The sequence below is a fragment of the Noviherbaspirillum galbum genome (assembly GCF_010974945.1).
Taxonomy (GTDB): Bacteria; Pseudomonadota; Gammaproteobacteria; order Burkholderiales; family Burkholderiaceae_D; genus Noviherbaspirillum; species Noviherbaspirillum galbum.
The window spans coordinates 18,869-30,869 of the sequence record NZ_JAAIVB010000065.1 but is presented as its reverse complement, the minus strand read 5'-3'; the positions used below and the strand labels follow the sequence as shown (position 1 = coordinate 30,869).

The window sequence follows — 12,001 nt, the reverse complement described above, 5'->3', positions numbered from 1 at the left end:
GACGTCAGGACGATTTCCGGACCAGCAAGTCGATCTCTTCCAGGGCGAGCGCGGCAAGCGCCTTGAGCAAGGCCTCGCCCTTCGCCGCCGTTCCAAGCCGGGGACGGCCGAGCACGCCGTCGCGGGTGTACTGGGTCATGCCGGAAATGCCTTGCAAGGGGCGATCCCGCAGGACGTGTTCCTCAGGCAGGCGGTCGGCCCGTACCTCGCCCGGCGCGGCATGCAGCAGCAGGCTGGTTTCGATCTCTCCCGCATGCACATCCTCGCCCCACTCCGACGCAATGCCGGAACGCTCGCAGGCCCGGCGCCAGTTCACCGGGCGAGGAAACCAGAGATGCCGGAAGCGGTCGCGGTTGCGGGACAGCACCCAGTTTTCCAGGACATGATTGCCACCATGGCAGTTCACCACCGCGACGATTCCCCGGGCCTGGGCGGCGAAGTCATCCAGCACCGCGACCAGGGTGTCGGGTAGCAAAGACACCGAGTCCGCATGCTCGTGGGAACAGGAAAAGGGAATGGCGGGAAAGACCTGCACGCCCATGGGAAAGCGGGCGGAGTCGGCCTGTATGCCCTGCGCGATGGCCGCCGCGACGCTGGAGGCGATCAGGGTATCGGTCTGCATCGGCAGATGCGGTCCATGGTATTCATGGCTCCCAAGGGGCAGCAGGGTGATGGGCGGATGATTCAACTTGACTCCGGTGCTCGGCGTTTCAGGCGGAATCAAGCATACCCCAATCGATGCGAATCGGGAGGTTTTGCCTTATCCATGGCCGGCGCGGGCGCTGCGCGACAGCACCAGGTCGGCCAGTGCCTGCCCGCTGCCGCTGCGGCGGCCCGCCAGCAACCGGCGCACCATCTGCCCGACATCTTGCCCGTTCCCTGCCTCGCCGAGGATGATCGCGCGCGCGTAACGCGCCGAAATGCAATCGGCATCGAGGCGCAATGCGGTCCGCGCGAAATCGGCCGCCTCGCCGTGACGTCCTTCGCTGGCCAGCACGACCGCGATGCCGCCATGGCTTTCAGCGAAATTGCGGTCGAGCGCGAGCGCCTGCTCGAAGCACACATGAGCCGCCTGGCGCTTGCCAAGGAGAAGATGGCACCAGGCCAGCGCATGCCAGGTGCCGATATGATCCGGCAGCCGATGCACGGCCCTCGCGAGCCGCTCCTCCGCCTGCTCGAGCCGATGCGCCAGCAAGCTGGCCGTTCCCAGGCCGGACCAGATGCGGCCGTCGTCCGGCAGGCTTGCCTGCGCCTGCAGGAAATGCGCCTCGGCGCGTTCGCCATCGGCCTCGCCCAGCGCGAGCGTTCCCAGCACCGCGTGCGCCTGCGCCGAAGCAGGGTCGAGCGCCAGCACGGCGGCGGCGAACCGGAATGCCTGGTCCAGATCTTCGTGGTCGAGGCAGGCCAGCGCGGCGGTGCCCAGGAATCCGGGATGTCCGCCGAGGCGATCCGCGTGCTGCTCGGCGATCTCGACCGCCGTTCGCACCTGCTTCAGGCCGTGATGCGCATGGATGGCAAGCGTCACAGCTTCCGGGCCCGCTTCCGGTTGTGCCACGACCGGCGCGAGCACGGCGCACGCCTGCTCGAGCAAGCCGAGCTTGGCCTGTGCGCTGGCGAGGTGGTGGCGAATCACCGGGTCTTCATGACGAAGCAGCAAGGGTTCGAGCACCGCGACGGCTTCCCGCCACTTGCCGGTGGCGAGCAGCAGCTTTCCTTGCCGGTGAAGGAAGAAATCGTCGTCGGGCAGGCGGGCGAGCGCCTCGTGCAGGGTTTGCTGCGCGCGGTCATGCAGGCCGGCGGCAATCGCGGTGTCGATCAGGCGCGCCAGCAAGCCCTTGTTGTCGGGATCCTGAGCGAGGTAGATGGCAAGGCGGTCGAGTTCGCCGGCGGCGGCGTGCTGCAGATCCAACTGACCCGGCGTGCCGGCGAGCCTGCGAAGCGAGGTATCAAGCGAGGTATCGATAGTCATGTTTCGGCGTAAAGTTGCATTGGTTGCCCAGCTAATGAAACGTCCCCAGCAGCGAGCGCGCAACCAGGTTCCAGCCGTCCATCAGGACGAACATCAGGATCTTGAGCGGCAATGCGATCGACGCCGGCGGCACCATCATCATGCCGAGCGACATGAGCGCGGCCGACACCACCAGGTCGACGAGCAGGAAAGGCAGGAAGATCACGAAGCCGATCTGGAATGCCGTGCGCAATTCGGACAGCATGAATGCCGGCACCAGCTGCAGCATGCCGATGTCCTCGATGGCTCGCGGTTGCGGCGCATGCGCCAGTTCGACCATCAGGGCCAGGTCCTGCTCGCGAGTCTGGCGCACCATGAAGCCGCGGATCGGCTTGAGGGCCGCGGCCGCCGCCTCTTCCGTACCGATGCGGTGGGCAACGAAAGGTTCATAGGCAGTGCTCCTGATCTCTTCCAGCGGCGCCGACATCGAAAACACGGTCAGGAACAAGGCCAGGCTGACGATGACGGTGTTGGGCGGCGTTTCCTGCATGCCGAGCGCATGCCGCAGCATGGACAGCACGATCACGATGCGCACGAAGGAAGTCATGCAGATCAGGATGGCCGGCGCGAGGCTGAGCACGGTCAGGGCAAGCAGGATGTGCAGCGCGGACGACATCTCGCCCGCCGCCCCTGCCCCGCCCACGCGCACCTGCACGCCGGGCAATTGCAGCAAGTTGTCCGCGTTCGCGGCAAGCGCCAGTGCCGGAAACAGCATCAGCGCCATTGCGCAAGCGGCAACCATACTGCCGGCGGACCAGTACTGGCGCAACGGCATGTCTCGAAGCGGATCAGCCATGCTCATGTTCGCTTTCGTCTTCCTCCGGATGGTGCTGACGGGGCGATGCGGCGATAGGCACCAGGCGATCGCCCGACTGGGCCAGCAGGTGATGCTTTCCACCGAAGGCCACGACATGCAGGAAGGCGCCATTGACCCGGGTGGAATAAACCACGTCCACGGGCGGCGCGGTCCGGTTGCGCCGGAAACCGGCGGAACGCTTGCGCAGGACGACGAACGCCCCCGCCGACAGGGCCAAGGCCAGGACGAGCACCATCGCGCTTACGCCGAGGCCCGCATCGCCGTCCGCGTTCCGCTTGAACGGAATCGCTTCGTGCGGCGCCACAGAAGCGGTCGTTGCCGTCGTTTCCCTCGTCGCGGCCGGTGAAGTCCTGCCGGGATCGGCATTCTCCGCCTGTGCCCAACCTCCGATGGCAAACATCAGCAATACCGCCGGCCTCACCCGGCACAATGCCGACCGCATCATGGCCGCGTTCCGCTCAACACCTGCGTGATGCGCACGCCAAAATGATCATCCACCACCACCAGTTGGCCAAGGGCGACGAGTTGCCCATCCACCATAATGTCGACAGGCGCATCAGCCGGCCTGTCCAGCTTGAGCACCGACGACTCCCGCAGCGCCAGGACTTCGCCGAGGGTTGCCTGTGCTTCCCCGGCAATCACGCTCGCCTTGACCCGCACGCCATGCAGGGCGCCGAGGTGATGTTCGTTGACGACCGGCCGCCCCGCCGCCGCGGGATTCAGTTCCGGTAGTGCCGCCATGTGTGCCTGGGCCTGGTTGTCCGTATCCATCATCATGGTCAGTTTCCTTTCCTGGCTGGATTGCCATGTCCGGCATCGTTGCCGTTCGTTATTGAAGGTGTGATCAAGGAAGCGATTTCGATGGCCATCTGTCCATCGACCTTGCCCAGGTACGCGCCGCACAAGATTTCTCCGTCGGCGGCGAGTACGTCCAGCGGCTGTGCTGCCTGTCGCGGCAGCCGGATCACGTCGTCTACCGACAGGCTGGCGAGGTTGCCGAGATCGATCTCGAATTCGCTGATGCGCACCGGCAGGGGCACCGGGGCGGAGGAGAATGATTCCAGCGCCGGCGCCTTGCCACCCGCACCCGGCGCGGCAATCGGCGGATCGCGGCCGAGAAGAGCGTCCAGTTGTCCGGCCGGCAGCAACACCAGCCACGAGGCCGCATGATGCCCGTCGGCCTCGCCAAGAATGATCCTCGCCAGCACGTCGCCGCTGGCATGGGGACACCGCCCCGGCGCGTCGCACGGAACAAGCCGCTCGCAAGCATGCTGCCCGCCGCCAAGGCGGCGGCCCAGGTCGCGCGCTGCCTCGCGCGCCACCTGGCTCGCAAGGTCTTCGGCAACGTCTGCAACGCTTGCAACGACTGGGTCGATGGCATCCTCGCCGAAGAGAAGACCGCGCAGGGCGCTGGCGGCGTCTGGCGAGGCATGGACGCGCGCGGCGCCCGGCAAGCGGGTATCCGCGGCCTCCCAACCCTGCCCGGGCAAGCCGGTCGAGACCTCCCAGGCACGCTCGCAGAGAACCGCCATGCTGTGATGCGCGATGCCCCAGTCATCGCACCAGGACCGGACGATGCCCTCGATGCGGTCGTTCACCGCACGCAGGGCGCCCTTACCAAGCAGCAGGAAGGGGCGGCAGGTCATCAGCGATGACCTTTCATGTCGAAGAGTTCCTGGATGAGGTCGTTGGCGGTGCTGACGACATGAGAGGACGCCTGGTAGCCGCGCTGCATGACGATGAGCTGGCTGAACTGTTCCGCCATGTCGACGTTGGATCCCTCGAGCACCCCGCTGCTGATGCTGCCCAGGCCATGCGACTGTGCACCGCCGATCTGCACGGCGGCGGCGTTTGCCACGGTGAAGGCATTTCCGCCCGTCGCGATGAGGTCGGCGCTGCTGTTGACCTGGGCGAGTGCCAGTCGGCCTATCTTTGCCGTCTGGCCGTTGGCGTAGTTTCCGACCAGGTAACCTTCGCTGTCGAAGCTGGTGCTCGACAGGGCGCCGGCAGCGTAGCCATCTTGGCTGGTCGCGGCCAGCGTCGAGCTTTGTCCCGCGGCGAACGCGGTGGCATTGGCGGAAAAATCAAGGCTGAGCTTCAGCGGAGGCACGCCGTTGGGCGCGTAGGTCAGCGCCACAGTGCTGCTGCCCGGCTTGGGCAGGCCGTTGTCGAAGGTCACCGTGCCGCTGCCCACCGACGTGGCGCCGTCCGTCACGTCGACCTGCCACGCACCGGGCGTGGCCGCGCCGCTGTTGGTGAACTTCACCGTCAGCTGGTGTTCGCCGCCGACCGCATCGAACACCTTGACGTTGTTCACCGTGAAGCTTGGCGCGTCCGTCGAGAGATTGCCTGAAAACGATACCTTGCCGGTCGCCTTGGCCGAACTGGAGCGCGCGCCATTCAAGGTCAGGTCCACCAGTTCGCCCTTGTCGTTCAAGCCCTGCACATGCGCGCCGTCGATGGTGCTGGCGAGGGTGCCGTTGCGGTCGAACTGGAACTGGCCGTCGCGCGTGTAGCGCAGGCCTTCGCCGCTCTTCAGGACGAACAAGCCTTCGCCGTTGACAGCGAGGTCGAGCTGGTTGCCGGTCTGCTGCAGGTCGCCGGGCTGGAAGTTGACGACCGGCGACAAGGTGCCGACGCCGCTTCCCGCGCCTCGGCTGTCTGGCGAATTCGCGCCGCCGCCCTGCTGCTGCAGCAGGCTGGCGAACTGCAGCTGGGATCCCTTGAAGCCGGGCGTATTGAGGTTGGTGAGGTTGTTGCTGACCGCACGCAATGCCTTTGCATAGCTGGTGAGGCCGCTGCTTCCAATGAAGATGGAATCGAGCATGGAAAAATCCCTATCGGATGGTATTGATCTGGTTGATGGCAACGTCAGTCAGGTAGGAGCCATCCGGCATCTGCAAGGTCAGGCGCGCTTCGCCGTTCTGGAAGCCGATCGCCTTGACGGTGCCGGTCTGGGTCCCGCTGTCGGTCTTGATGTCGGCAACGCGTCCCAGCATGCCGATGGAATGGCTCGCCGCCTGCATGGCGACGAGCTGGTCGATCTTCTGGTTGAGCTGCCGGCTTTGTTCGAGGGACGTGAATTGCGCGACCTGAGCGATGAATTCCTGGTTGTCCAGCGGCTTCAGCGGATCCTGGTTGGTTAGCTGGCTGGTAAGAATCTTGAGAAATTCCTGGATGCCGATGCTGTTGAGCTTGGACTGTGCGTCGGCGGCAGCGATGGATTCAATGGCCATGGATTGATGCTCCTGGAGCTGGTTGATAGACGAGTTCGGATTCTTCCGCCGCGGGCCCGCCATGGTCGCCGCCCAGATGCAAGCCCTCGTCATGCGTGGCGATCGATGCGGCGCCTGCCTTTCCAGGGGATACAGTGGCGGAGATCATTTTTCCGTTCACGTGGATGGCGCTAATACTTTCGCCGCTGCGCAGGAACTCTTCTTGCAAGGCACGCGAGACCGCTTCCGCATCCGCCGCATCGAGGGCCGCATCGCGTATCCAGGCTTGCACGCCGCGCGCATCGCGATAGACGTGAACGTTGCGGGCCGGAGGGGCTTCCCCCGCCGTTCCGCCAAGCTTTCCGGACGAAGCCTTCGAATCCAAGGATTCATGGCTAGTCTCAACCGCGGTCTCAGGCAGGGCAAAGGGTGCGCCTGCGGACGGAGAAGCGCCACGCGGGTAAGGCTGGCCGGCGATAGGCAGCCCGACCGGGACGGTAAGGATTGGCGATATTGCAATGCTGGCCGTGCCGGCCGCAATGACGCTCGGCGATGGCGTCGCTGGCACTGAAGGGTTTCGGGCATTGGCGTTTTCCGCTCCAACAAGCATCCCGGGCCATACCGGATCGGTGGATGCGGAATGCGCGGCTACCGGTGTCCCGGCGTCGATGGACGAGGACGCCGCGCCGGCATGCGACACGTCCATGCGCACGGCGCCACCAGCCATGACAGCCCGCCCGGCCTTAAGACGTTCGCCGAACGGCGCTCTTCCAGGCTCTTCCGCGGCCCTGGCGGTCGATGCATGAGGCATGGCATCGAAACTATCTTGCCGAACTGCCGGCCGTTCGGAAATGGCGCTGGTTGAGCCCCAAGATTTCTGCGCTTCAGCCTCGCCTCCGGTTGGCCTTCCCGCATCCGCCAGTTCGGGGTGACGCGGCCCGGCGTTCACAAGCCGGGAAGCCGTTGCGGCAGACGGCTGCCCCACCGCACGCGGGATATTCGCTTCGCATTCGCTGTCAGCCCGTTCGTTGGGAAATGCAATGGCTGGAATCAGCCGCGACGGCAGTTCGCCGCCATTACCGTCATCGTTTCCGCCGGACCGTGCCTTGCCGGCATCCTCGGGAACCCGACCTGGACCTGCCTGCCTTCCGGACCTCGCCTGCATGCTGCCCAGCCAGGCATGCTCCAGCGCGAGCAGCCAAGCCTGGCGGCGACTTACATTCCCCGCAGGACCGGCAGCAACGTCTGCCGGAATGGCGAAATCGGTGCGCCCTATCCCGGCTTGTACTGGCTTGCCGTCAATGACGTTCATCGGCACTCTCCTTGTATTTCGACAACACCAGCCAATGGTCATCGGCGTCGCGCATTTCCCGGGACTGGAGCGATGCCGCGAAACGGTCGGCGGCCTCCTGCTTGTGCTGCTTCAGCCGGTCGAGCGCCTTGCGCAACGCGAGGATCTGCTCGATCAGCCGGTCACGATTACATTCGCTTTCCTTGAGTTCGGCGGCGACGCGCCCGCGGCGGGCGGATAGCTCGCGCAAGTAACGGCTCGCGATGACAAGGCGGCTGGCGCAAGGCAGAGCACCAGCCACAGCATCCTGCCGCGCATTGTCGGAAGCGGCGAGCATGTCGCCATCGATGCCATCGACCCGGCTTTGCAATGCGGCGATGGCAGTTGTAACGACGGCCAGGTCGGCGCTCAATTGCTGGCACTCCCAGTCCCGTTGGCGCAACAGGGGTTCGAGCGCGTAGCGAAATCCTGCCGGCCCGCTCATGGCGCGCCTCCCGAGGCATGTTTCAGTCGAGCGAGGGTATCCGCGCGCGGACTGGCATCATTCACTTCCTGGCGCAATACCGCCGTCAGGACGGGTTGTCTGGCAATCGCATGGTCGATGTCTGCTCGGCTGCCCTGGCGATACGCGCCCATTTCAATCATGGGACGATGACGGGCATGGGTCGCCAGCAATTCGGTCACGGCGCGCATGATCTGTCGTTCGCTGTCCGTCGTGAGATCGGCAGCCAGGCGGCTGACGCTCTGCAAGACGTCGATGGCGGGGTAATGGCCGGCATGGGCCAGCTCGCGCGACAGCATGATGTGGCCGTCCAGGGTGGCGCGGACGATGTCCGAAATCGGTTCGTTGAAATCGTCCCCTTCCACCAGCACGGTGTACAGCGCCGTGATCGAACCTCCCGATTCCGAGGTGCCGCAACGTTCGCACAGCTCCGGAATGTCCGCGAACACGGAGGGCGTGTAGCCGCGCGCGGTCGGCGGCTCGCCGGCCGCGAGCCCGATTTCGCGGCGCGCCATGGCAAAGCGGGTGAGCGAATCCATCATGAGCAGCACATGACGCCCTTGCTGGCGGAGATGCTCCGCGTGCGCGGTTGCGGCATGGGCGGCGCGCACTATCGCCAGCGCCGGCTGGTCGGAGGTTGCCACGATCACGATGCTGCGCCGCATGCCTTCCGCGCCAAGCTGCTTCTCGATGAATTCCCGCACCTCGCGACCGCGCTCGCCGATCAGGGCGATCACGTTGACGTCGGTCTTTACCTGGCGAGCCAGCATGCCGAGCAAGGTGCTCTTGCCGACGCCGCTGCCGGCGAAGATGCCCGAGCGCTGGCCCAGCCCCAGCGGCAGCAATCCGTCGATGGCGCGAACGCCGGTCTCCAGCAGGCGGTCAATGCGCGGCCGGGCCAGCGGATTGGGGGCCGTGCCCTGCAAGGCTTGCCGCGCCGTGGCGTCGCCATCGATTGCCGGGCCGTCGTCGAGCGGCTTGCCGAAGGCATCGATCACGCGTCCAAGGAATTCCTCGCCGACCGGGATGTCATGCCTCCGTCCGGCGGCCACGACGAGACATCCGCTTGCGATTCCCTTGACGTCGCCATACGGCATCAGCACGAGGCGGCCTGGCTGCACGCCGACGACCTCGGCCTTGATCAGTCCATGCGCCGCCGGACCGGTGGCGTCGACATGGATGTCGCAAAGCTCGCCGATCGCCGCGTCGGGTCCGCGAGACTCGATGCACTTGCCGCTGACACGGACGACGCGGCCGGTACGCCGCGTCAATGGCATGGAACGAAGCGCCTCGAGGCAGGCCTGCGCGAGACGCGGCTCAGGCATGGGATGGGTCATCGCCGCCCTCCTTCGCATCATTGCCATGCCTCGCCCTTGCCGCAAGCATCCCCGCGCGGAACGCTTCCAATTGAATGTCCAGCCGGGCATCGAGCGTTCCCCGGGCCGTCTCGATCATGCACCCGCCGGCAGCGATGGCAGGATCGGCCTTCCACTGCGCCTGCGCCAGGTCCGCGGGAAGCGCGGTCCCCTGCTGCAGCAACGCGAGGTCTTCCGGATGCAGCCAGACCGTCAGGAATTCACCGTCTGCATGCGGACCGGATGCCATGCCGGCCATCGTTTCCCGCACCATCGCGACGACGACACCCCGTTCCATCGCATGTTCGCCGAGTATGCGGCAGACGGCGGCGAAGGCCAGCGCGATGACATCCTCTTCCGACTGCTTGCGCAGCGTTTCGACGGACTGGCGCAAGGCCGTTGCCAGCGTCGCAACACGTGCGGCCTGCATCCTTGTCGCATCCTCCAGGGCAGACTGAGCCTTCTTCATGCCATCGGCATATCCGCGCTGTTCGGCTTCCTTGCCCGCCCGTTGCCATTGCTCGCGCGCCGCCGACTGTTCCGCCTCCCACCGTGCCGCAGCGCGCAAGCACGCTTCTTCTTCCTTCTGTTCCTTGCTTTGCCGCTGTTGGTTATTCAGGCACGACTGCGCCAAGGCATCGGCGACTTCAGGCACCGGCGACACGCCGTTCACGGCCGTTGCCGCGATCCGGTTCGACGCGCGGCCGATTGCACGCGATTCCGCGGAAAAGGCCGGCTTGCGAAGGATCCTTACCATGGCAAGCAACCCCTTATCCGTTGCCAGCAAAGGGAAAGGCTGAATGTCACGCTCGATGACTCGCGGCGAAAATCGTGACGCCCCGCATACGCCGCATCCCGATCCTGCAATGTCTTCGCAAGTAGCGTCAGCAGGAACGACTGGCGCGATGGCGCCACGTTCCGCTTTTCGCTGGCATGCCGCAGGACCGCATTCCGCCGCGCACCGGAAAGACGTTCGAGGAACTCTGCTTTCCAGGGCCAGGACGCCAGCATCAGCACGTCGCCTATCAACGCGCAAGGTTCCTTTGCCAGCGAAGCATGAATCTCATCGGCACTCGCTCGACGAATCTGCTCCAGCGCCGAGTCCTGGATTGGTGTCGCTGGCTGTCGTGCTGTTCGCGCCTCCTGTCCAGGCACGAAACCGAGCGCATCGAGTTCGCCAAGGTAATCGCGCAGGATGGCGCGGTCATGTTCGGGAAAGGCGCCAAGCAGCCATTCGCGGTCGCTCTCCGCATAGCCGTGCAAGGCGGCGGCGGCCTGGCGGTATCCCTGCATTCCATCCACGACGTTCATCGCCTCACCTCCCCGGTCAGACCGGCCTGTCCGCCATTAACCCATTGCTTCAATCGAACCAGGGTTTTCTCGCGCTCGGCGGCCGTCATGGCCGGCGCAAGCGGCGAGCCTGCCATCGAGATCGCGGGCGTGTACCTGGCCGCGCGGCGCCGGAGCGCCAGAAATAACGCCAGGCCACCGAATCCGGCAACGATGCCAGCCATGGCAATCCAGTGCGTGCCGGCGGATGTGATCCTCTCCCTGGACTGCCCTTCCGATCGGACTGACGCTTCCTCATCAGGGCGAACCTGGTCCGTGGTCGTCTTCGCGTCGGCCGCGTTTGCAGATGCAGCATCGCCAAGCGGATAGACGACGATGGCGTCTCCCCGCTGGGCATTGAATCCCGCGGCCGAGCCGACGACTTCCTTCAGACGCTCGAGCTGAGCGGGGTCGAGCTGGCGCTTGATGACGATCGCCACTGTCATGCGGCGCAAGCCGCCCGGCGGGATCACCGTCTGCTCGACGCGGCGGTTGCCCGGCGTCGCGCCGTCCGGAAGCGGGTTGAGGTTTCCGGCAAGCGACATTCCTTCGATCGACGGAACGGCGTTCGACGCCGGCCGCTCGCGGCTGCCTGCCGTTGCCGCACCGGCGTCGGACTTGCCGGTTTTGGACTGCACCCCTTGTTCGGTCACGATGCGCCGATGATCCCCGCTCAGCGCGACGTCAACGATCGCCGTGGCGGCGCCGCGGCCGAAGGCGTTTTCCAGCACCAGATTGATCTTGCGCGCGAGGTAATCCTCCGTCTCGCGCTTGCTCTCGATCTGCACGCCGGAAGCAAGGACCTCTCCTTCCGCCTGCGCACGCCGGGTCAGGGCGACGCCGTGCTGGTCGATGACCGTGACGTCGTCTGGGGCGACGTCCGCGACGGAGGCAGCGACCAGTCTCTGGATGCCGGTGATCTGGTTCGCCGCCAGCGTCTTGCTCGGCTTCAGCGTCAGCGTGACCGATGCCTTTGAGCGCGTCGTTGCCTTTTTGAACAAGCCTTGCTCGGGCACCGCGAGATGCACGCGGACGGCCTGCACATCCTCGATGGAAAGCAGGGTGCGGGTCAGCTCGCCTTGCACTGCCCGCTGGTAATTCACCTTTTGCACGAAATCGGTCATGCCGAAGTCCGCATTGTTGAATACCTCGAAGCCGATTCCGCCCTGCAGCGGGATGTCCTTGCCCGCCAGTTTCATCCTGCTCTTGTGCACCTGGTCCTTGGGGACGAGGATCGCACCCCCGTTGTCGGACAGCCTGTATGGCACCTTCATGCGCTCGAGTTCGGCCGCCATCGCCGCCGCGTCGCGCTGCTGCAGGTCGGAGAACAGCACCTGGTACTCCACCCGCATTGTCATGTAGCCAAGCGCGGCAACCAGTGCCAAGATCAGCAGCATGCCTGCGGCAAGCCCGGCCTTCTTGCCGGCGGGCTGCCTGTTCCATAAAGCGATAAGGTTTTCCATGGCGATTCCTGTTAGGGGACG

Annotated in this window: 14 protein-coding genes; all 14 read right to left on the bottom strand. The window is 65.5% G+C overall.

Translation table 11 applies throughout. The features are described 5' to 3' along the window. Positions 1–4: 4 nt before the first annotated feature. The gene (locus G3574_RS18315) at positions 5–688 is read right to left on the bottom strand and encodes a creatininase family protein (RefSeq protein WP_205609843.1); all 684 of its coding nucleotides are present in this window, start codon (positions 686–688) and stop codon (positions 5–7) included. Between the two features lie 72 nt (positions 689–760). Continuing rightward, positions 761–1,969, bottom strand: coding sequence for a tetratricopeptide repeat protein (locus G3574_RS18310; protein WP_163966346.1), 1,209 nt, complete (start codon positions 1,967–1,969; stop codon positions 761–763). A gap of 31 nt (positions 1,970–2,000) precedes the next feature. Then, a complete protein-coding gene (fliP, locus tag G3574_RS18305; protein WP_235953505.1) occupies positions 2,001–2,810 on the bottom strand; it encodes a flagellar type III secretion system pore protein FliP in 810 nt (269 codons plus the stop codon). Further along, complete coding sequence (locus tag G3574_RS18300; protein WP_163966344.1) at positions 2,797–3,270, bottom strand: hypothetical protein; 474 nt, start codon at positions 3,268–3,270, stop codon at positions 2,797–2,799. Before G3574_RS18300 ends, fliP begins: the two co-directional genes overlap by 14 nt. Then, entirely contained in the window at positions 3,267–3,602 is a 336-nt protein-coding gene (locus G3574_RS18295) for a FliM/FliN family flagellar motor switch protein (RefSeq protein ID WP_163966342.1), read from the bottom strand. Before G3574_RS18295 ends, G3574_RS18300 begins: the two co-directional genes overlap by 4 nt. 2 nt (positions 3,603–3,604) lie before the next feature. After that, entirely contained in the window at positions 3,605–4,471 is an 867-nt protein-coding gene (locus G3574_RS18290; protein ID WP_163966339.1) for a FliM/FliN family flagellar motor switch protein, read from the bottom strand. Next, positions 4,471–5,652 (bottom strand): flagellar hook protein FlgE, encoded by a 1,182-nt coding sequence (locus G3574_RS18285; protein WP_163966337.1) that lies wholly within the window; start codon positions 5,650–5,652, stop codon positions 4,471–4,473. Before G3574_RS18285 ends, G3574_RS18290 begins: the two co-directional genes overlap by 1 nt. 10 nt (positions 5,653–5,662) lie before the next feature. Further along, complete coding sequence (locus tag G3574_RS18280) at positions 5,663–6,061, bottom strand: flagellar hook capping FlgD N-terminal domain-containing protein (protein WP_163966335.1); 399 nt, start codon at positions 6,059–6,061, stop codon at positions 5,663–5,665. Next, complete coding sequence (locus G3574_RS18275) at positions 6,051–7,358, bottom strand: hypothetical protein (protein WP_163966334.1); 1,308 nt, start codon at positions 7,356–7,358, stop codon at positions 6,051–6,053. Before G3574_RS18275 ends, G3574_RS18280 begins: the two co-directional genes overlap by 11 nt. Then, positions 7,339–7,815 (bottom strand): hypothetical protein, encoded by a 477-nt coding sequence (locus G3574_RS18270; RefSeq protein WP_163966333.1) that lies wholly within the window; start codon positions 7,813–7,815, stop codon positions 7,339–7,341. Before G3574_RS18270 ends, G3574_RS18275 begins: the two co-directional genes overlap by 20 nt. Continuing rightward, positions 7,812–9,170, bottom strand: coding sequence for a FliI/YscN family ATPase (locus tag G3574_RS18265; protein ID WP_235953504.1), 1,359 nt, complete (start codon positions 9,168–9,170; stop codon positions 7,812–7,814). The genes G3574_RS18270 and G3574_RS18265 overlap by 4 nt, the downstream gene beginning before the upstream one ends. Further along, positions 9,151–9,945, bottom strand: coding sequence for a FliH/SctL family protein (locus G3574_RS18260; RefSeq protein WP_163966332.1), 795 nt, complete (start codon positions 9,943–9,945; stop codon positions 9,151–9,153). Before G3574_RS18260 ends, G3574_RS18265 begins: the two co-directional genes overlap by 20 nt. Next, positions 9,939–10,499: a hypothetical protein gene (locus tag G3574_RS18255; RefSeq protein ID WP_163966331.1), complete on the bottom strand. Its 561-nt coding sequence runs from the start codon at positions 10,497–10,499 to the stop codon at positions 9,939–9,941. Before G3574_RS18255 ends, G3574_RS18260 begins: the two co-directional genes overlap by 7 nt. Beyond that, on the bottom strand, positions 10,496–11,980 hold the full coding sequence (gene fliF / locus G3574_RS18250) for a flagellar basal-body MS-ring/collar protein FliF (protein ID WP_163966330.1): 1,485 nt from the start codon (positions 11,978–11,980) through the stop codon (positions 10,496–10,498). Before fliF ends, G3574_RS18255 begins: the two co-directional genes overlap by 4 nt. Positions 11,981–12,001 lie beyond the last annotated feature (21 nt).

Bases quoted from the DNA above. Each gene is read 5' to 3' on its own strand.
- G3574_RS18270 (WP_163966333.1), bottom strand. From the start codon at position 7,815: ATGAGCGGGCCGGCAGGATTTCGCTACGCGCTCGAACCCCTGTTGCGC.
- fliP (WP_235953505.1), bottom strand. From the start codon at position 2,810: ATGAGCATGGCTGATCCGCTTCGAGACATGCCGTTGCGCCAGTACTGG.
- G3574_RS18285 (WP_163966337.1), bottom strand. From the start codon at position 5,652: ATGCTCGATTCCATCTTCATTGGAAGCAGCGGCCTCACCAGCTATGCA.
- G3574_RS18280 (WP_163966335.1), bottom strand. From the start codon at position 6,061: ATGGCCATTGAATCCATCGCTGCCGCCGACGCACAGTCCAAGCTCAAC.
- fliF (WP_163966330.1), bottom strand. From the start codon at position 11,980: ATGGAAAACCTTATCGCTTTATGGAACAGGCAGCCCGCCGGCAAGAAG.
- G3574_RS18265 (WP_235953504.1), bottom strand. From the start codon at position 9,170: ATGACCCATCCCATGCCTGAGCCGCGTCTCGCGCAGGCCTGCCTCGAG.
- G3574_RS18260 (WP_163966332.1), bottom strand. From the start codon at position 9,945: ATGGTAAGGATCCTTCGCAAGCCGGCCTTTTCCGCGGAATCGCGTGCA.
- G3574_RS18300 (WP_163966344.1), bottom strand. From the start codon at position 3,270: ATGATGCGGTCGGCATTGTGCCGGGTGAGGCCGGCGGTATTGCTGATG.
- G3574_RS18290 (WP_163966339.1), bottom strand. From the start codon at position 4,471: ATGACCTGCCGCCCCTTCCTGCTGCTTGGTAAGGGCGCCCTGCGTGCG.
- G3574_RS18255 (WP_163966331.1), bottom strand. From the start codon at position 10,499: ATGAACGTCGTGGATGGAATGCAGGGATACCGCCAGGCCGCCGCCGCC.
- G3574_RS18310 (WP_163966346.1), bottom strand. From the start codon at position 1,969: ATGACTATCGATACCTCGCTTGATACCTCGCTTCGCAGGCTCGCCGGC.
- G3574_RS18295 (WP_163966342.1), bottom strand. From the start codon at position 3,602: ATGATGATGGATACGGACAACCAGGCCCAGGCACACATGGCGGCACTA.